Annotated in this window: 18 protein-coding genes and 1 pseudogene; 15 read left to right on the top strand and 4 right to left on the bottom strand. The window is 36.1% G+C overall.

The annotated features are described in order from the left end of the window. Positions 1-784 precede the first annotated feature (784 nt). Positions 785-1,459: a septal ring lytic transglycosylase RlpA family protein gene (locus tag ACQH2Q_RS02565; RefSeq protein ID WP_010082236.1), complete on the bottom strand. Its 675-nt coding sequence runs from the start codon at positions 1,457-1,459 to the stop codon at positions 785-787. Between the two features lie 26 nt (positions 1,460-1,485). Here ACQH2Q_RS02565 and murC point away from each other — a divergent pair, with 26 nt between their 5' ends. From murC to fumC, 4 genes are all read left to right on the top strand, one after another. Further along, positions 1,486-2,982 carry a UDP-N-acetylmuramate--L-alanine ligase gene (gene murC, locus ACQH2Q_RS02560; protein WP_265023884.1) on the top strand — a complete coding sequence of 499 codons (1,497 nt, stop codon included), beginning with the start codon at positions 1,486-1,488 and terminating at the stop codon, positions 2,980-2,982. A 4-nt stretch (positions 2,983-2,986) separates the two neighbouring features. Continuing rightward, entirely contained in the window at positions 2,987-4,261 is a 1,275-nt protein-coding gene (eno, locus tag ACQH2Q_RS02555; protein ID WP_182309408.1) for a phosphopyruvate hydratase, read from the top strand. Then, positions 4,249-5,271: an Obg family GTPase CgtA gene (cgtA, locus tag ACQH2Q_RS02550; RefSeq protein WP_174515741.1), complete on the top strand. Its 1,023-nt coding sequence runs from the start codon at positions 4,249-4,251 to the stop codon at positions 5,269-5,271. Before eno ends, cgtA begins: the two co-directional genes overlap by 13 nt. 475 nt (positions 5,272-5,746) lie before the next feature. Further along, entirely contained in the window at positions 5,747-7,141 is a 1,395-nt protein-coding gene (gene fumC / locus ACQH2Q_RS02545) for a class II fumarate hydratase (RefSeq protein WP_264339423.1), read from the top strand. Between the two features lie 194 nt (positions 7,142-7,335). Here fumC and grxD read toward each other — a convergent pair whose 3' ends face one another. Together grxD and ACQH2Q_RS02535 are read right to left on the bottom strand one after the other, a co-directional pair. After that, positions 7,336-7,659 carry a Grx4 family monothiol glutaredoxin gene (gene grxD, locus ACQH2Q_RS02540; RefSeq protein ID WP_006280013.1) on the bottom strand — a complete coding sequence of 108 codons (324 nt, stop codon included), beginning with the start codon at positions 7,657-7,659 and terminating at the stop codon, positions 7,336-7,338. A 15-nt stretch (positions 7,660-7,674) separates the two neighbouring features. Continuing rightward, on the bottom strand, positions 7,675-7,893 hold the full coding sequence (locus ACQH2Q_RS02535; RefSeq protein WP_006280012.1) for a BolA/IbaG family iron-sulfur metabolism protein: 219 nt from the start codon (positions 7,891-7,893) through the stop codon (positions 7,675-7,677). Between the two features lie 164 nt (positions 7,894-8,057). On the opposite strand from ACQH2Q_RS02535, the gene ACQH2Q_RS02530 reads away from it, so the two are divergent. Then, entirely contained in the window at positions 8,058-8,930 is an 873-nt protein-coding gene (locus ACQH2Q_RS02530) for a P44/Msp2 family outer membrane protein (protein WP_080717615.1), read from the top strand. 14 nt (positions 8,931-8,944) lie between these two features. On the opposite strand, the gene ACQH2Q_RS02525 is transcribed toward ACQH2Q_RS02530, so the two are convergent. After that, a complete protein-coding gene (locus ACQH2Q_RS02525) occupies positions 8,945-10,267 on the bottom strand; it encodes a malic enzyme-like NAD(P)-binding protein (protein WP_155969552.1) in 1,323 nt (440 codons plus the stop codon). A 134-nt stretch (positions 10,268-10,401) separates the two neighbouring features. Here ACQH2Q_RS02525 and pgsA point away from each other — a divergent pair, with 134 nt between their 5' ends. The 10 genes and pseudogenes from pgsA (at position 10,402) to ACQH2Q_RS02475 (ending at position 19,768) form a co-directional block, all read left to right on the top strand. After that, entirely contained in the window at positions 10,402-10,944 is a 543-nt protein-coding gene (pgsA, locus tag ACQH2Q_RS02520) for a CDP-diacylglycerol--glycerol-3-phosphate 3-phosphatidyltransferase (protein WP_012673109.1), read from the top strand. A 111-nt stretch (positions 10,945-11,055) separates the two neighbouring features. Continuing rightward, positions 11,056-11,682 (top strand): hypothetical protein, encoded by a 627-nt coding sequence (locus ACQH2Q_RS02515; protein WP_425383574.1) that lies wholly within the window; start codon positions 11,056-11,058, stop codon positions 11,680-11,682. Positions 11,683-11,745: 63 nt separating this feature from the next. After that, positions 11,746-11,997 carry a hypothetical protein gene (locus ACQH2Q_RS02510; RefSeq protein WP_425383573.1) on the top strand — a complete coding sequence of 84 codons (252 nt, stop codon included), beginning with the start codon at positions 11,746-11,748 and terminating at the stop codon, positions 11,995-11,997. A 60-nt stretch (positions 11,998-12,057) separates the two neighbouring features. Next, on the top strand, positions 12,058-12,765 hold the full coding sequence (locus ACQH2Q_RS02505; protein WP_155968525.1) for an outer membrane protein assembly factor BamD: 708 nt from the start codon (positions 12,058-12,060) through the stop codon (positions 12,763-12,765). A 59-nt stretch (positions 12,766-12,824) separates the two neighbouring features. After that, positions 12,825-13,559, top strand: coding sequence for a YebC/PmpR family DNA-binding transcriptional regulator (locus tag ACQH2Q_RS02500; protein ID WP_155968523.1), 735 nt, complete (start codon positions 12,825-12,827; stop codon positions 13,557-13,559). Next, positions 13,556-14,494 (top strand): M23 family metallopeptidase, encoded by a 939-nt coding sequence (locus tag ACQH2Q_RS02495; RefSeq protein WP_264339421.1) that lies wholly within the window; start codon positions 13,556-13,558, stop codon positions 14,492-14,494. Before ACQH2Q_RS02500 ends, ACQH2Q_RS02495 begins: the two co-directional genes overlap by 4 nt. Positions 14,495-14,501: 7 nt before the next feature. Further along, positions 14,502-15,347 (top strand): SPFH domain-containing protein, encoded by an 846-nt coding sequence (locus ACQH2Q_RS02490; protein ID WP_338482109.1) that lies wholly within the window; start codon positions 14,502-14,504, stop codon positions 15,345-15,347. A gap of 39 nt (positions 15,348-15,386) precedes the next feature. Continuing rightward, the gene (locus ACQH2Q_RS02485) at positions 15,387-16,088 is read left to right on the top strand and encodes a thiamine diphosphokinase (protein WP_264339420.1); all 702 of its coding nucleotides are present in this window, start codon (positions 15,387-15,389) and stop codon (positions 16,086-16,088) included. Between the two features lie 480 nt (positions 16,089-16,568). Beyond that, a pseudogene (locus tag ACQH2Q_RS02480) lies at positions 16,569-17,509 on the top strand (IS5 family transposase). A gap of 855 nt (positions 17,510-18,364) precedes the next feature. Continuing rightward, the gene (locus ACQH2Q_RS02475) at positions 18,365-19,768 is read left to right on the top strand and encodes a malonyl-CoA decarboxylase (RefSeq protein ID WP_264339419.1); all 1,404 of its coding nucleotides are present in this window, start codon (positions 18,365-18,367) and stop codon (positions 19,766-19,768) included. The last annotated feature ends 74 nt before the right edge of the window (positions 19,769-19,842 follow it).

The raw sequence follows: 19,842 nt of genomic DNA, 5'->3' as shown, positions 1-19,842 counted from the left end.
ATGAATCTGTGAGAAATGGCTAGTGCATTCTTGCATAACAAACTTTTGGCAGCGCATTGGATGAAACGAAAAACTTACTTGACAAACTCCGCCAGCCCTCTTATCATGAAACTGAAGCTATTTATTTATCTTCGCAATCTCTGCAGTGGATTAATGACAAAAAACTTAATGTATTTGGCGTAAATCATGCTTAATTTTTTGCACTATGTGCACCTCATGTCTTTATAAAACTTTTAGGTTTCTACCTATACAAGCCGAAACGCGCTTATAAAGTGTTTAAGACAGTAAAAGACGTCAAATAGACAAGGGAGAATTTGAATACTAGCTACCCTAGGGTTTCTTTGCCTTTTTTTTTATTTGGTAAATTTCTTAACATTTATAGCTAAACGACAACTGTCATTCCTGTGAAGGTCAAGTATCCCGCTACTTGTTAGCGGGATCTAGAGATACCGTGACGGTATGACGTAGGATTGCTGTCATTCTGCTACTTGTTAGCGGCTGAGATACCGCGAATGAATCGCGGCATGACGGTTCGCGGTGGCATGACGATAAGCTCGTCATCCCGCTACTTGTTAGCGGCTGAGATACCGCGAATAAATCGCGGTATGACGGTTAGCGGTGGCGTGACGATAAGCTCGTCATTCCGCTACGTGTTAGCGGCTAAGAGATATCGCGGTGGTATAGCTATAAATTGTTGATATCTTTTTTATATCACATTTTTAACTTACAATAGTTAGCCAGCGTTCCTTACATTAACCAAATCTTTCAAATTCTGCACTCACCACTACCTATAACTCACTTTCACGCAATATTGATCGTTCTTAAAAAGCAATCTAACATTTTTTATTCCTTGATTGCGAAGCTTTGATGCAGCTGATTTAGCAGCCTGAGCACTTTTAAAAAATGCAACATATCCCTTACTTTCTGCACTGTCTTGTTTCGGATGACGTTTCTGCATTTCTTTTTCATATTGCTTTCTGTAATGAGGAGTATTTTGTATCAATTGTTCTGACATCTTTCTTAGGTATTGAACTTTTACTTTTGCAAGCCCAGATTTATGAAATCCTAAGACTTGAGCTGCTTTTTCTGATAAGTCTATTATTCTGCCTTCAATAAAAGGCCCTCTATCGTTAACCCTTGTAACAAGCTTTCTTCCATTTTCTAAATTAGTGACAAGAACAAAGCAGGGTAAGGGCAAAGTCTTATGCGCTGCAGAGATCAAGTGACGGTTAAACGCTTCACCATTTGCTGTAAGTGTGCCATGATCTTCTATTCCATACCACGATGCTATCCCTATCTCTTCATAGTGTTTACAGTTTTTTGGATAATAAGTTATACCATTTATTGTGTAGCTGCTGCCAATTTTATAATGACCTGCAGTGCAGTTAAACCTGTTGCTAAAACTGCAGCTACTTATCAAAACAAATATTAGACATAGAAAGGTTAGGTTTTTTATCATTGTATTCGGTAAGAGGGTTCGATACTATGAGGATTTTAAATTATACTATAATAAATTTAGTAATGAGTAAACATCTACTGCTAAATATTAACAAAACTCAAAAAGGAATAATACATATTATTGGTATAGGTGGAATTGGAATGAGTGCCATTGCTGAAATTCTTCACAATTCCAATTACAAAGTTCAAGGTAGTGATGCACAATCAAACGACAATATAAATAGGTTACAAAAGCTGGGTATAGAGGTTTATATTGGTCACAATGCTGATAATATAAGCCAAGCTCAAATAGTTGTACATTCTTCTGCGATAGAATCTGATAATGTGGAGTTAATTGCGGCAAAAAATAACAATAAAACCATTTTGCATAGATCAGACATACTTGCTGAACTTTTAAGAGATAAATATGTGATAGCGGTTTCAGGTTCGAGCGGAAAGACAACAACAACCGCTATGATTGCTTCCATTTTTGATCATTCTGGCATTGATGCGACTGTAACTGTAGGAGGGATATTAAATTCCTATAAGAGCAACTTCAAACTTGGAGGGAGTGACACTTTTCTGATCGAGGCTGATGAGTCTGATGGAACTATGCTAAAAATCCCTGCAAAGATTGCTGTCATAACAAGTATTAACAATGACCACATAGATTATTACGGCACATTTGATAATATCAAAAATGCATTTTCCCAATTCGTGAATAATGCAGGTTCTGCAGTTTTACCTGATTCTGTAGACATCGATTATGATGCGGGTAATTCTATAACGTTTGGGTTTGAGAATGGTAGCATAAGAGCCAGCAACATTAAACAGCATGCTAACAGCATAGAATTTGATGTGTTGAACAACTGGATTCCAGCATTACGTGCTGGAATGACAAAAGGAAAGTGTACAGAGATGTCATCCCAGTGCGTGACACTGGGATCCAGCCCTTTAAAAAACATAGTACTATCAAATGCAATTGGAATTCACAAAGTAAGCAACGCCCTAGCTGCAATATCAGTTGCGATAAAGCTCGGAATTAGCGATGCAGATATTAAAAAAGGCCTTTTGGAATTTCAAGGAGTAGCAAGAAGATTCTCTTTGATTGCCGATATTAAAGGTGTTAAGTTAATTGAGGATTATGCCCATCATCCAAATGAAATATATGCAACTTTAACGGCTGCACGTTCGATTACTAAAGGAAAAGTAATAGGAATTATCGAACCACTTCGTTTTGCCCGCATTCGTAATTTTTTTGATGAATTCATACGAATTTTCATGATGTTTGATTATGTCATCCTCACTCCTGTTCATCCCCCAGAAGACAAGCCTATTCCTGGTTGTGGGATTGATGATATACAAAAAGCTTTAATCAGTAATGGATTTAATAACACAAAAATTATGAATGATGCTTTGCTCATTTCACATTTTATTAGTGATTCGACAAGTCCAAGTGATATAGTATTATTTATTGGTGCTGGTAGTAATATAGCTAAATTGGCAAAGGAAACTGCAGCACTTATTGCGGAAGTTAAGGTTTAATGTAATGAATAAGATAATCAATAACGTATTTGCAAGAGAAATTTTAGATAGCAGGGGTTACCCCACTATTGAGGTAGAAATTGAGCTCTGTGATGGTGCAATAGGCAGGGCATCTGTACCTTCTGGAGCTTCAACCGGTAAATTAGAAGCCTTGGAACTCAGGGACCAAGATGAGAAAAGGTATTGTGGTAAGGGAGTGCTGAAAGCTGTTCAAGCTGTAAATGGGATAATAGCAGATGAAATCATTGGAATGAATGCAGCGGACCAAAATGCAATTGATAAAGCATTAATTGAACTGGATGGAACAAAAAATAAATCTAAACTTGGAGCAAATGCAACTTTGGGTGTGTCTCTTGCGGTTGCAAAAGCAGCAGCAAACAGCTTCAATATGCCGCTCTACAGATATTTGGGAGGAGAGCAGATGAGTGTTATGCCGGTTCCACTCATTAACATAATTAATGGTGGAGTACATGCAGACAATAAGCTCGATTTCCAAGAATTCATGATTCTTCCGGTCGGTGCTGAGACTTTCAGTGAAGCTATCAGAATATCTGCGGAGGTGTTCCACAACTTACGTAGCATTCTTAAGAAAAAAGGTTATAGCACAAACGTAGGAGATGAAGGTGGTTTTGCACCAAATATTGAAAGCACTGAAGAAGCACTTGACTTGATCATATACGCTATAGAATCAGCAGGTTATTCAGCGCAAAGTGATTTTGCACTGGGCCTTGATGTTGCTTCATCTACTTTTTATGAAGATGGAATTTACGAATTTGAAAGTAAGGGGCTTACTTCAGAAGAGTTGACTGAATATTATTGTAATCTTGTGAAAAGATATCCAATAATTTCTATAGAAGATGCAATGAGTGAAGACGACTATGAAGGTTGGAAATTACTTACTGCAAAATTGGGGAGTAAAATTCAATTGGTTGGGGATGATTTGTTTGTTACAAATTGTGAACTGATATGCAAAGGAATAGAGGAAAAAATGGCAAATGCTGTACTGATCAAGCCAAATCAAATAGGGACGTTAACAGAAACTTTTGCTGCTATTGAAATGGCAAAATCAAATGGCTATAAAGCTGTTGTTTCTCATCGCTCAGGTGAAACAGAAGACACAACAATATCTCATATAGCAGTTGCGTCAAATTGCGGGCAAATAAAAACCGGGTCGCTATCGCGTTCTGATAGACTCGCGAAGTATAATGAGCTAATGAGAATAGAAAGCACGTTAGGAAAGGATGCTAAATATTATCGTGGGTTAGCATGGGTTTTATAGACGAAGTAAAATTGTGTTTAAAAGCCGGTGACGGTGGTGATGGCTGTGCAAGTTTTCGTCGAGAAAAGTTCGTTGAATTTGGTGGTCCAAATGGTGGTAATGGAGGAAAGGGTGGAAACATAGTTTTCATCAGCGACGCTAATCTCAACACTTTGCTTCATTTTCGTTATAGAAGACACATTAAAGCAGATAGTGGAAAAAATGGTGCAGGCAGGGATAGATCTGGCACAGCAGGGAAAGACGTTATACTTAAAGTTCCAGTCGGTGCACAAATAATTGATGAAGAAAGTGAAGAGATAATAGTAGACCTTGACAAGCCTGGTATGGAATTTCAAGTAGCACAGGGTGGAAAAGGTGGACTTGGAAATACTAATTTTAAATCTTCTACTAATAAGGCACCAAGACATTTTACTTACGGTCAGCCTGGCGAAGAAAAACATGTATTATTAAAACTAAAAGTTTTATCAGATGTTGGAATTATTGGCATGCCAAACGCAGGTAAATCAAAATTTTTGACTCGCTGCTCAAATTCCGATACAAAAGTAGGCGATTATCCATTTACCACCGTAAGACCTCATTTAGGCATGGTAAAAGTGGATGATAGCGAAGTTGTAATAGCAGATATTCCTGGAATAATTACTGATGCTCACCTTGGAGTTGGGCTCGGGCATAAATTTTTAAAGCACATAGAAAGGTGTCAAATTTTACTTCATTTAATCGATGTAACTCACGATGACGTTGTTTCGGCTTATAGTTGTATCCATAATGAATTGGAACTTTACAATAGTGATCTTGTTGAAAAAGAAGAGATTGTAGTATTAAACAAATGCGACTTATTGAGGGAAGCAGAAATTCTGGAAAAGAAGAATCACCTAGCTAATTATCTCAATAAAGAAGTGCTGTGCTTATCAATTAATGGTGATTTACAGCCTATTTTAAGATTATTAAGTGAAAAATTGAAAAAGAGTAATTCTAAGGAAATCGATGTATATGATCCTTTTAAGATGTGAATTTCATTTATTTTATCATATAACTAGAATATATTTGTACGAACATTTGTTTTTGTTAAACACAACAAATCCCAGTGTCAGCTACTTGCATCTACCACACAACTGTACGAACATTGCAATTTGCAGGCAATTTGCGTGGCAGATGGTGTCATCCCAGTGCCCAGACACTGGGATCCAGCCTTTTCATAATCATCAAAACGTTGTATTTTAACATAAAACGGCTACTTTTATGCTTACCAACTTAATAAAATTTCTGGATCCAAGTGTCAAGCACTGTGATGACATCATAGGGGCGCTGGGATGACACCCTCCTGCTAGACAATGTTCGTACAGTTGTACATCTACCATGCAAGTTACCTGAAAATTGCAATGTTCGTACACTTGACTACTTGGATCTAGTATGATTTAATTAACCAAGAAGTAGGCATGAAAAAATTATGTAGTGAACCAGTTTGCATAACACCAGGAGGAAAATATGGATAGAAAGACGAGAATAGAATCAGACAGCTTAGGGGAAGTAAAAGTACCAAGTGAACATTACTGGGGAGCGCAGACTCAGCGTTCTTTAGAAAATTTTAAGATTGGCACAGAAAAAATGCCAGAGCCTCTGATTAAAGCATTAGCAATAGTAAAACTTGCAGCAGCACATGTTAACATGAAGCAGGGTAGCATAGATAATAAGGTAGGGGACGCAATCTGCGCAGCCGCAAAAGAAGTAATAGATGGCAAATTTAATAATGAATTTCCGCTTGTTGTTTGGCAAACCGGATCCGGAACGCAGACTAATATGAATATGAATGAAGTGATCAGCAATCGCGCAATAGAGATTTTAGGTGGTAATTTGGGTAGTAAATCTCCGATACATCCAAATGATCATGTGAATTATGGTCAGTCGTCAAATGACACCTTTCCAACAGCAATGCATATAGCAGCAGCAGAGCAAATAAACTGCTTGCTTATTCCAAATCTTGAAAAATTGCATAAGGTGCTGGATAATAAGGTTCAGGAATTTAAAGATATAATAAAAGTAGGACGTACTCATCTGCAAGATGCAACGCCCCTAACACTAGGACAGGAGTTCTCTGGCTATGCAGTCCAGATTAAAAAGGGGATAGAGAGAGTAAAATCAACTTTAAGTGATATATATGAGCTTGCACAAGGTGGCACTGCAGTTGGCACGGGACTCAATACTAAAAAGGGTTTTGCTGAAGATTTTTCAAGCCAAGTTGCAGAAATTACTAACCTTCCATTTACTTCAGCAGGCAATAAATTTGAAGCGCTAGCAGCAAATGATGCTTTAGTTGAGCTCAGTGGAACACTCAATACAGTAGCAGTCAGTTTAATGAAAATTGCAAATGATATAAGGTTGCTTGGTTCTGGTCCAAGATGCGGAATTGGGGAAATAATGCTACCGGAAAATGAGCCTGGTTCTTCAATTATGCCAGGTAAAGTGAATCCAACTCAGTGTGAAGCGGTGACTATGGTATGCACTCAAGTTATGGGAAATCATGTTGCTGTAACCATTAGTGGTTCAAACGGTCATTTTGAATTGAATGTGTTTAAGCCAGTGATAATTTACAATGTTTTGCAGTCTATAAGACTTTTAGCTGACGCAAGTTTAAATTTTACAGAAAAATGTGTAGTTGGTATTAAAGCAAATGAAGAGAGGATAAAAGATTTACTGAATCAGTCGTTGATGTTGGTCACTATATTAAATACGCATATAGGGTACGACAATGCAGCAAAAATAGCGAAGCTTGCTTATAAAGAAAATATCACTCTAAAAGAAGCAGCAGCAAAACTTCAACTGCTCACTGAGGAAGAGTTTGAAAGGATAGTGAAACCAGAAGAAATGGTAAATTATTTGTAACCGCTCACACTTAATTCTTCAATCTCACTAATAGAAAGGCCAGTAAACTTGACAATAGTGTTAACATCAACATTATTATCTTGCTTTGTCTACCTTATTTTGCCGCTCCCCTGAACGGATACGGTTTAAGACATAAGATCCTTTTTCATAGCAATACTACGTTATCCAGCGTCTGGGCACTGGTTTCTTGGTACTTATTCCGCAATAATTTTTTTTTCCTTCAATAAACTTTGCAGTTCGCCTTTTTCGTACATCTCGCGAGTGATGTCGCAACCACCAATAAACTCTTCCTTTATATATAATTGTGGAATTGTTGGCCAATCAGAAAACTTTTTTATAGATTCACGTATTTCATCATTCTCCAACACGTTAATATACTTAAACTTCACGTTCAATTTTTTTAGGATTGACACGACGAGTCCAGAGAATCCGCATTGAGGAAAATCAGAAGTGCCTTTCATATACAATACCACATCATTTTCTGTTATATCTTTTTTTATTTGTTCAAAATTGCTCATAAATTCACCTTATTTTTAAGTATTAGTTTCCAGTTGCAAGGCGTGTATAGACTGACCTTCCAGAGCTTTATATACCATTTTATGCTGTTCTATTTTTGTCTTTCCAAGAAAACACTTGGAGTTTATTTTTAAATGATAATGGTCATCATCTCCAGCAAGATCATGAATCTTTATATCAGCGTCGGGGAACGATTGTTTGATGATCCTCTCTAATTCGTGAATTGCAATAGTCATTGATTTGCTTTAAATTACAATACTTTCATTATAAATCTAAAACGATTGAGCGCAATAAAAAGTTGCTATCATAAAAAATAGAAGCATACTATAATAATGGAATGACAAGTTATGCAGGGAGGCTTTGTGGTGGGCGAAAGATTTAAATTCACATATCTTTGGTTTTGCTAACTTTTTCATTTAGGTGCTTATCTTACGATGATAAAATAAATAACTTAGAGAATGTTTACATCAAAGCTAACTATTTTGGAGCATTCTTCAATGCAATAGGTTCTCTAGAAGGAAAAGAAGATGCAGGTGACAATATAACAGAGGGGGTTTTTAGTTTTAATAAGAAGGAGCGAATTGAAGCTGGATACAGTCCTAAATATGTTCCAGGGTTTGCCGGTAGTGCTGCAATAGGGTATTTATTCAAAAATATGAGAGTTGAGTTTGAAGGCTTATATTCTCAGACTAACTTGTATGATGAAGATTATTCAGATAAGAAAAAAGCAAGATATATTGAACTTCGTCGTCACAATGATGCGTCTACTGGAGCGGAATGCAATTCACCTTGGAGAAGTGGAAAGGTTGATATTCACATTCAAGAAAATTGTAGTGTTGAAGCAGAGTTCAGAGCTGCATTTAAGATGAAAAATGAAGGTTTTAATAACTTAGCTGGAATGGTCAATGTATATCGTGATTTTAATATAGCAAAAATGCCATTCACCCCATATGTTGGTATTGGTGCAGGTGTAACTAGGGTTAAATTTCTAGGAAAAACCAGATATGCCTTGGCTTACCAAGCAAAACTTGGTATCAATCACCAACTTACAGCACAAACTCAAGCATTTGCTGGTTTACGCTATTTTGGTATCCTTGATAACCAATTTAAAGATATTGTACCAGGAATAAAGATACTAGCTGGTGAAGGATATATTCCTGCCGGTGGAGGAAGTAAGGTTGATGAAACTGCACGTGTTGAATCAACAACTGCAACCATTACCAATAGGTTTGGCATATATGGCTTAGAGTTTGGGTTGGTTTATCACTTTTAACTTTATCCAATAAATTACATATGTGAAGATAGTAAATTCAGCGTGCTGAGAACATTAGAAAGACGAGATTTTAATTGATTTTCATATTTACTCCAATCTTGTATTGCCTTTCTTGCAACACCTGAATCAACTGCGGCTTTTGCAACAGCAGGAGCTACTATAGAAATTAATCTTGGGTCAAATGGAGTAGGTATTATATATTCACGTCCATAGCCCATTTTACGACCGCCATAGACTGCAGATATCTCACCTGGTACTGGCTCACGGGCAAGCTTTGCTATTGCATCTGCAGCTGCAATTTTCATTTCATCATTTATTGTTGTTGCATGTACATCAAGTGCCCCTCTAAATATATAAGGAAAACCCATTACGTTGTTGACTTGGTTGTTGTAATCTGACCTACCAGTTGCAATTATTGCATCTGGCCTCACAGATTTTGCAAACTCAGGCCTTACTTCTGGATCGGGATTGGCAAGAGCAAAAATAATCGGGTCTTTGCCCATACTCTTTAACATCTCTTCATTTAACACATCTTTTGCAGATAGTCCGATGAATACATCAGCGCCTTTTATTGTATCAAGTAGAGAACGTTCGGAAGTATCAATTGCATATTTTTCCTTCCACTCATTCATGTCCTCGTTTCTACCTTTGTATATTACTCCTTGCTTATCACACAGCACTATATTTTTAGCGCCCATGGACTTTAGTATTTCTAAACATGCAATACCGGCTGCTCCAGCACCATTCATAATGATCTTAACGTCCTCTAATTTCTTTCCGACAATATCAAGAGCATTTTCTATACCAGCTGCAACAACCACTGCAGTTCCATGCTGGTCATCATGGAACACTGGAATATCCATCAGTTCATTCAGACGTTTCTCTATTATAAAACAATCGGGAGATCTTATATCCTCTAAATTTATCCCCCCCCAACTTGGCCCAAGGTACCTTACTGCATTGATAAAATCTTCTATATTTTCTGTACCAACTTCTATATCAACTGCATCAATATCAGCAAAACGCTTAAATAAAACAGCTTTGCCTTCCATGACAGGTTTTGCAGCAAGAGGACCGATATTACCAAGTCCAAGCACTGCAGTGCCATTTGAAATGACAGCAACACAGTTGCTTTTTGCCGTATAATCATAAACAACCTCAGGATTTTTAGCTATTTCAAGGCACGGAGCTGCAACGCCAGGGGAATAAGCAAGTGACAAATCATACTGGGTAGATAAAGGTTTTGTTGGCATGATTGAAATTTTACCAGGTTTACCACCTCTACTGTGATAATTAAGTGCCTCTTGTTTTGTGGTACTATCTAAATCATCGTTCATCATTACATCCTTATATTTTAAGCTTGTATTTTTTAAGTATATGGAGTTTTTATAAATGTTCAATTGTAAACTATTAGCTTGTGAACTCTGGTGTACTTCTGTATAAGTTTACCTACTACGTAGAATGGTATTACATGCTTAAGAAAAACGTGCCTAATTTGCTTACAATTTCTCGTGCGCTTGCAGTACCAGCAATAATATTAAGTTTTTATATAGAAAATAAATATGCAGGCCTGATAACAATATCAATCTTTGTGTTTGCGTGCATTACGGATTTTTTTGATGGTTACTTGGCGCGTGCGTGGAAAGTCCAATCAAAATTTGGCAAGCTATTTGATCCAATTGCTGATAAATTAATAGTGGTTTCAACGATAATTATGCTAGTTTATAAGCAGAAGATAAATGATTTTACAATAGTACCATCGATTATCATCATCTGTAGGGAGATATTAGTCTCGGGTTTGCGGGAGTTTTTGATAGCTACAAATGTTAGTCTACCTGTAAGCAAAGCTGGAAAAATTAAAACATTTCTACAGATGGTTGCTGTAGTAGCGCTAATAATGAACGATTATTATATGATTCAATATACAGGTGCGATTTGTTTATGGGTTGCAGCTATTATAACTATGTGGTCAGGCTATAATTATATCCTAGCCGGCATCAAACAGATTGATTAAATCTCCTAGGAAATAGTTAATAGACAAGAGTAGTTAATATCTTAGTGATATTGACTCAGAAAGCAAAAAGGTGTATAATTGTATTAACTTACAACTAATTAGGTTAATATTATGAAAATACCTAGTGGCAAATTTTCTTCTACTAAAAAGGTTCCAGGAAAGAATAAGAAAAAAAGAGATTTTGAACCATTAGAAGAGTTTTTTTGGGATTTTTGGCCAACAGTTGATAAAGAAGTCAAAAGAGAAAGGCTAGAACAAGAACTATTAGCACTAAAAAAAAGAGAGCTATATAGAAAATGTGCATCATTGGCAACAATGGTCCCATTTACATTGCTGATGGCGATTGAACTGGAAAAAACATATAGCGATCAGGTATTACTTGGCGTGATAAGTGGCGCGCTAAGCCACACTATATTACCTTTTACAGTCTTATCTCTTATTTGTACGCTATATTTAATTTACAATAATAGGAAGATAGCACAAAAAGAACGAGAGTTGGAGATTATTGAAAATGGAGAGGAAGTAAAGGAAAAAGAGCACAATATTTCTGATATAGGTCAGTGTTTGATCTATATTGAGGCTATAACAACTGCACTGGTTATTGTAGGTATGATAATGGGTGAAACATCTTCACTTGAAGCAGCAGAGGATGCAATTTTATTTCTTGCCAATGCAATTGCTTTTCTTGCAACTCTTGTTTCTTATATTGATAAGCATGAAAAAAATAAGAAAAAGTAAACAGAAAAGTCTGATCTTGATGAGAAATCTAGCAAGAAAACTAGCAATATATCTGTAGCCGGATTGGCGCTTGCTGGTTCTTCTGTATTTTTAATAAGAAGGATAATGTTAATAGCATTAGCATCGTCCTTAAATCCTGCTGTTGGACCTACTTTAGGCTTGATAGGTATTGCAATTTTTATGGCTGTACAGGTCTTAACTATACATTCCTACAGTAAGACGCTGAAAGATCCAAAAGTGGAAGGACGAGGTGAATCAAGAAATGCAGGTAGTTCTGACCGTAGTTATAAAGAAGAAGGACCGGCTATTGCCTAAGAAATTTATTTATTTAAGTAATATTTAGGTCTATACTTTATTTTGATCGAAAAAAATCTTATGTATAAGACTTTAATCACGTGCTTTATTTTCCTAATTTGCTCCTTTACACAATCGTATGCGGATGATCTTGAAAAAACTGAAACTGAACTATATGAAGAAGCAGTTGAACTTTTTGACCAGAAAAAATATAAACAAGCTATTAGGGCATTTCATAAGATAGAGGATTTGTATCCTTTTTCTTATTGGGCAATGAAAGCAAAATTATTATCTGGGGTCTCTCACTATAATATGGGTAACTATAGCAGTGCTGCAAGTGATATGGCTGATTATATATATGTTTATTCAAATGGTGAAGATTTACCATATGTATACTACTTAAGGGTATTATCTTATTACATGCAAATTAATAAAGTGCAACTTGGACAGCAAACTGCATATAAAACTTTAGAGCTAGCCACTGAGTACATTAATCTCTTTCCAGGCAGCGAATATGTAGACGAGATAAAGGAAAGAGCAAAATTAATCACAGAACATATATCAACAAAAGAGTATTCTATCGGTAAATTTTACCTGAGGCGTGGTGAATATTTAGCAGCAATTAAGCGTTTCCAGAATATGGCAAGCTATAAGGATTCTAAATATTTTTCTAAGTCTATTAACTATTTAGTAGCAGCCCATTCAGCCCTTGGCCTTGACTTAGAAGCTGAGCAGTATGAAAGTATGTTATTAGCAGAAAACCTGCAAGATGCCAAGCCAGAGGCTTGAAAATTTGCTTTAGCTTTTTCTATGCTTTGATATATAATTAGGTTTTTAACTATTTGAATATGGCTGGTCATTCACAATTTTCAAATATAAAACACCGGAAAGGTGCTCAGGATGCAAAGCGCTCTCAAAAATTTACGAAGCTGATTAGAGAAATAGCAGTTGCTGCAAAGCAAGGGCTACCCGAACTCAACCCGCGCCTTCGCTCTGCTATATTTGCTGCACGCAAGGAAAATCTACCAAAAGATAAAATAGAAACAGCAATAAAAAATGCAACTGGTAACGTTGCTGGAGAAAATTACGAGGAAATACAATATGAAGGTCATGGGCCTTCTGGCACTGCACTCATTGTCCATGCCTTGACTAATAACCGCAACCGTACTGCTTCTGAGGTACGTTATATCTTTTCTCGTAAAGGTGGAAATTTAGGAGAAACAGGAAGTGTTAGTTACCTTTTCGATCATGTAGGCTTAATCGTCTATAAAGCAGAAGGTATGAATTTTGACGATTTATTCAGTCATGGAATCGAATTAGAAGTATTGAATGTTGAGGAAAATGACAAAGAAGGATTACACGTTATAACTTGTGAAATAAAAGATTTTGGTAAAGTACGCGATGCCTTTTATGCAAAATTCGGAGAACCAGAACTTGCTCGTCTTTCATGGCAGCCAAAAGATCTGATTGAAATTAGCGATAAAGAGTTGATTGATAAATTATCTGCATTGGTTGAAGAGCTGGAAGATAATGATGATGTACAGTATGTGGAAGGTAATTTTACTTTTGTTGATAAGCTATGAGGCTGGTAATATTTGTATTGCTTTGTATTTTACCAGCATATGCTACTGAAACATCAACAGATCTTGCACAGCCATTCCAGCATGGAATCAGAAAAAAAAAAGCTACTTTGACGACAGAAAGTGATAGAAAGTTGTTATTCATATCCAGTACCATAAAATCTTCCTTTTTTGCCACGGAAGGGTTGGCGCCAAATACAGTGGTGAAATTGATCAACATATATAAAGATTTCGGTGTTGATTTTAAAAAAGACATTGTGCCGAAGAGTAAATTGGAGGTTCTTTTTGAGAGATTGCCTAATAATCAGAAGACTGAAGAAAAAATTTTATATGCTTCACTGACAATAAACAAGAAAGCTATTAGTTTATATCATTATAAATCGCAAGACGGCAAAGAAAGGTATTTTAATAAAGAAGGAATAAGCTTAAAAAATGGCGAAATTTTTGCAAATCCTTTAAATGGAGATTATCGCATATCCTCAAAATTTGGCAATAGAAAGCATCCTGTTCGCGGTAAAATTGCTTTTCACAAAGGAGTGGATTATGCAGCTAAACTTGGCACTCCCATATACGCTGCTGCAGAGGGTGTGATAGAATATATAGGAAAGAATGGTGGCTATGGAAATTACATCAAAATAAAACACAAAAATGAATATTCAACCTGTTACGCGCATATAAGTAGATTTAGTGGCGATATAAAGTTAGGCTCTAAAGTAAAGCAGGGGCAGATCATCGCTTATGTTGGTAGCACTGGTGTTGCAACAGGACCCCATTTACATTACGAAGTTATATATAATGGCAAACACATTGATCCGCTTACGATAGCACATAAAACTGAAGTAAAATTGCCTGATCATGAATTAAGAGAGTTTAAACTATTTGTAAATAAGATAAACAAAACGATCAACAGAGAGAGTTCAAGTGAAAAAGAAGTTTAAAGACAATATGGATAAGAATACGATAAACGATAGAAATTTGAGTCAAATTCGGGCTTTTCCTGTACTAATAGCGCTAGGATTAATTTTATCGCTGCTTTTTTTGGCATATGACAGCACAATTGCACTTGGAGTTGCTGCCGTTTCAATTTTGACTTTTCTTCAAGGATTTTTTATTAATGACCCTAATGAAGCAAGAGTGATAGAATTTTTTGGTCATTATATTGGAACTTATTTTAAGTCTGGAATATGTGTAACGCTTCCCTTTTCAAGCAAATATATAGTTTCCCTAAAATTTCAGAATATTAACACAGAAAAAATAAAAGTTAATGATGCCAATGGAAGTCCAATAGAGATTTCAGCAGTAATTGTTTGGAGAGTGAGCAGTCCTGCAAAGGCGTATTATAATGTTAACAACTATCACGAATTTGTTTTTGTACAAAGTGACTCAGTAATAAGAGAATTAGCTAGTAACTATCCGTATGACAGCGAAAGCGATGAGGAATCTTTACGTAAAAATTCTGATAAAATTTCGAGTGAATTGCAGTCAATGTTACAACAAAGATTAGATATTGCAGGAATTGAGATTACAGAAGCGAGAATATCGCATTTGGCGTATTCGTCCGAGATTGCACAAGCAATGTTAAGGCGTCAACAAGCACATGCTATCACTTCTGCAAGAAAGCTTATAGTGCAAAATGCAATAGGAATTGTCGAGGAAGTAATAGCTCATTTTGAAAAAAACAAAAGCTTACAATTAGATGGCAAGCAAAAGGTTCAATTGATAAATAATTTGTTGGTTGCCCTAATCTCTGAGCAAGATGCACAACCAACGATTAGTTTGGATAATAATTAGTATAATTGCTAATATCGGTTATTCAAAAATGTTATTACGATGCAAAAGCTGCGTGAAGCATTTCATAATCATGTACTACATTGTAGCATACAACAACAATATCGTTCTATTGTTGTGCTAAATGGGGAAATACCTGATTCATCGTTTTTTAAACGAGATATACCTATTATTGCTGTAGATGGAGGAGCAAACAAGCTTCTATCAATTGGCGTAAAACCTGATCTTGTAGTAGGAGATTTGGATAGCGTAAATCTGGATTTACGTGCTAATTTGAATACGATATATCTACCTGATCAAGATTATTGTGACTTTTCTAAAGCCATAGCCCATTTAAAGACAATGAAGTTACTGCCATCGATAATAACAGGTATTACTGGAGGAGCAATTGATCATATACTACAAAATATTAACGTTTTTCTAAGTACAGATAGTATCTTTTACACACCTTCACCTCCCATGGTAGGTTACACTTTACAAAAAGGTATTACCCATTTTTTTTCTTTGCCAAAAAATACTAAAATATCTTTACTTGGCATACCGAGAGCTCAAATATCAACCAAAGGATTAAAATGGGAACTGCACCTTAGTAATCTTGCTTTTCCGGGAAAAAATTCTTGCTTTAATCGAAGTTTAGGCAATAAGGTATCCGTAGAAGTACACAGTGGTATATGTCTAGCAATGATTTATTTAGAGACAGTAGATGATGCTGCAAGACATCATGTGCGTCAAGTTAAGAAGTAAATAGACTTCTTGCATAACCCAAACTAAGTAGAAAAAAGGTATCATCCAAGTAGCTGACACTGGTTCCTTTATGACGTGTCATTCCAGTTTCAGCTACTTGAATGACAGCAGTCCTACGTCATACCGCCGCGGTATCTCTTAGCCGCTAACAAGCAGCGGTATGACGAATTGCTTAACCGTCATACCGCCACGAACCGTCATACCGCCGCGGTATCTCATCCGCTAACACGTAGTGGGATACTTGATCTTTACAGGAATGACGGTTGTCAGGCTAGCCTGTCATCCCAGTGCCCAGACACTGGGATCCAGGAATTTTATTAAGTTGGTAAGCATAAAAGTGTTATGTAAAATATAACGTTCTTGATGGGATTGCGTGAAAGGCTGGATCCCAGTGGGCTTTGTTGCATAGCAACTGAAAAAATCTGGTGGCTACTGACAAAATTCATTATAAAATAGCCATTTAACCTTGAAAGAAAAAATATGCCACAAAAAATGAGGGTCAGTAACCATAGCGAATATAACAAATTTCTAGAAAAAAGAGGAAATATTTTTCATTATATCAACGAAGCCATAGAAAAGTGGTACGAGAATGGTCCAAAAATACCAGGTGGCAACAATATTTATAGCGATAAAGTTGTAATTTTGGTGCACATAATAACTTGTTTATTTAGAATAGGCCTGAGGCAAACAGTTGGGTTTATAGCAGGATACCTTGAGCAAATTGGGAAAAATTTGCAAGTTATCAGCTATTCACAATCATCAAGAAGGTTTAAGAAACTCAATATTAAGATCAATGATTGCAGAAAATAATATGGAAGATATCGAAATTGCTATAGACAGTACAGGAATTAGTATATACAACAACACTCCTGGTCATAGCAAAGAAAATAGCGAAGATAGAAAGTATCGCAGCTATGAACAGACAAGAAAATTGCATGTAATGTTGAATACAAACAGCAAAAAAGCCATAGCTGTAAAATACAGTAACGGCTGATCACTATGGAGCTTGTGATTTGCTAAAAGAAGTCGATTTTCAGTATGTCATAAAAGTACTATATGCAGATAGGGCATATGACAGAGAAAAGCTCTATAAGCTGTGTAATCAATATGGTATAAAAACGAAAATTCCTCCGAAAAACAACGCAGCAGAGCATCCAAAGTTAGACTATATGGCTGAGAGAAATTCTGCAGTCAAGCTCATAAAGTCATATGATGAAGATGGTATAAAGAAGTGGAAAAAAGAGATGAGTTATGGAAAAAGATCTTATATAGAAAGTTTTTTCTCGCGACTGAAACAAACATTCGGGTTTAGTTTTAGGAATAAATCTGAGACAAATAGAGAGAAGGAACTACTTGTTAAATGCTATTTGCTCAATAAGTTCACTGATATTGGTATGGCTAAATTTGAGATAGCTTCATAAATTTATTGTGCGTTACCTACTATCCGAAGAGCGATGCAACAAAGCCATCCCAGTGTCAAGCACTGGGATGACAGCAGTCCTACGTCATACCGCCGCGGTATCTCAGCCGCTAACAAGTAGCGGGATGACGGTTGTCGTTTAGCCATAAACATTAAGAAATTTACCAAATGAAAAAAAGGCAAAAGAAGCCCTGAGGTTATTATCCGCTTTAAAATATTGGCGTTTTTTATGTTTTAAACGCTTGACAAGCGAGATTCAGCCACTTTTAATTGCAACTAACCTACGCTGCAAATGTTTAAGAAATTTACTAAGCAGAAAAAAAGACAAAGAATCCCCGAGTTAGCTAGTCTTTTACTATCTCTGTCGAGTATTGGCATTTTTTGATGTCTTGTAACGCTTTATAAGCGCGTTCAGCTTATTTAGATAAAAATCTAGATGTAGATGAAGTTTTGTAAAGACATACAGTATCTATATACTGCAAAAAATTGAACATAAGACGCCGATACATTAAGTAATCCTTACCTTTTAATCTGCAGATTGGCGAAAGCAAATACAATAGCTTCAGTTTCATGATAGGGGGGCTGGCGGAGTTTGTCAAGCAAGTTTTTTCGTTTCTACTGAATGACAGTTGTGGCTTGGGAGGTAGTGCAAGAAGTCTATTGTATTACTGAATTATTAATAATCTAGTAATAGTGCCTGCTATGTAGCTAAAATTTTCCTTTAACTTAAGCTATATGTAGCTAAAATAACTTGGGTTTACCGACAACCGTCATCCCGCTGCTTGTTAGCGGGATCTAGAGATATCGCGGCGGTATGACCCTGACTTGCATTAGCTATGTATAATAAAGGGAATCTATGACAAAAGAATCATTGGTAAAAACTGATATAGTGAAAGTTGAAGACAAAAAGGCGGTAAGAAGCTTTTTTAAAATACTAGGTGGAGTGGCAGATGCTGTAAGATCGTGGATTGGTAACATCAGTCCTGATTTAAGCAACAGTCGCGATATCGATAGTTTAGTCTTGAAGATGAACGAGTGCTTAAATCCAAAGGGAGGGGAGGTTTCAGCACGTAAAAACGCTGTATCTCTTGGTAACTTGTACTTAAGCTTATCAGAGAAAGGTAAAATAAAATTTCTACAAACCCTGGCAGAAAAATTTAATCCGAATAAAGCGGAAATAGATGAGAAAATTAGAGAGTATAAGAAAAACCAAGATCCCGAGTTAAACTATAAATTTGAACAGGATTTAATAAAAATTCTTGAATCACCGCGTTCTAAAATATTAAAGCAATTTATTTCTTTACCAGAAGGCCTTAAGTTTATTGTTGATATGCGTTCTGATGTGCTTAAGCTAAAAAACCAACATAGAAGCTTGAATCCACTAGAGAACGAATTAAAAAATATACTCTATACTTGGGTTGATGTCGATCTACTCGATCTTCGTCAAATCACTTGGGATTCACCTGCATCATTGCTAGAAAAACTTATAAAATATGAAGCTGTGCATAAAATTTCCTCTTGGGGCGACCTAAAAAACAGACTAGATTCTGATCGTCTCTGTTTTGCTTTTTTTCATTACAAGATACCAAACGAACCTCTAATTTTTGTAGAGGTTGCATTGGTGGATAAGATTGCAGATAGCATTCAACACCTTTTAGATGAGTCAGTACCTTCAAATGATCCGAGTAATGCGAGCACTGCTATATTCTATTCAATATCAAATACTCAAGCAGGGTTATCTGGAATCAGCCTTGGTAATTTTTTGATCAAAAGGGTTGTAGAAAAGCTATCACAGGAGTTTAAAAGTATAAAAACATATGCAACTCTTTCTCCAATACCTGGCTTTACGAAATGGCTAAAAAACAATCTAAACCAAGATGTCACTTTATTGGGCAAACTAAATATAAAACAATCTAGTGCAGAAATTTTAGAAAGTGCAGAGCAATTAAAAACTAATGTTGAATGTACAAATGAAACTAAACAATACATGCTTAAACTATGTGCATATTATTTACTAAAAGTGAATAATAGTAATGGAAATACTTATGACCCGGTGGCGCATTTTCATTTAAGCAATGGCGCATCAATAAAACAATTAAACTGGATGGCGGATACTTCTGAAAAGGGTATTAGTCAGTCAGCCGGGATGATGGTAAATTATCTATATGAGTTGCCTAAAATAGATAATAATCATGAAAACTATATGGTTAATAAAGTGATTTCCTGCTCGAAAAAAGTGTCGTCTATGTTGAAGGAGTAAATAGTCTCTTAATAAAGGATTGCCCTCACAACACTTAAAATGTAAAATGGTTCTACTTAAGTAAAATAGCCATA

Origin of the sequence: Wolbachia endosymbiont (group A) of Melieria omissa, from assembly GCF_964031125.1 — a bacterium.
Classification (GTDB): Bacteria; Pseudomonadota; Alphaproteobacteria; order Rickettsiales; family Anaplasmataceae; genus Wolbachia; species Wolbachia pipientis.
The sequence above is the reverse complement of the archived record's forward strand: the minus strand, read 5'-3'. Positions and strand labels throughout refer to the sequence as shown.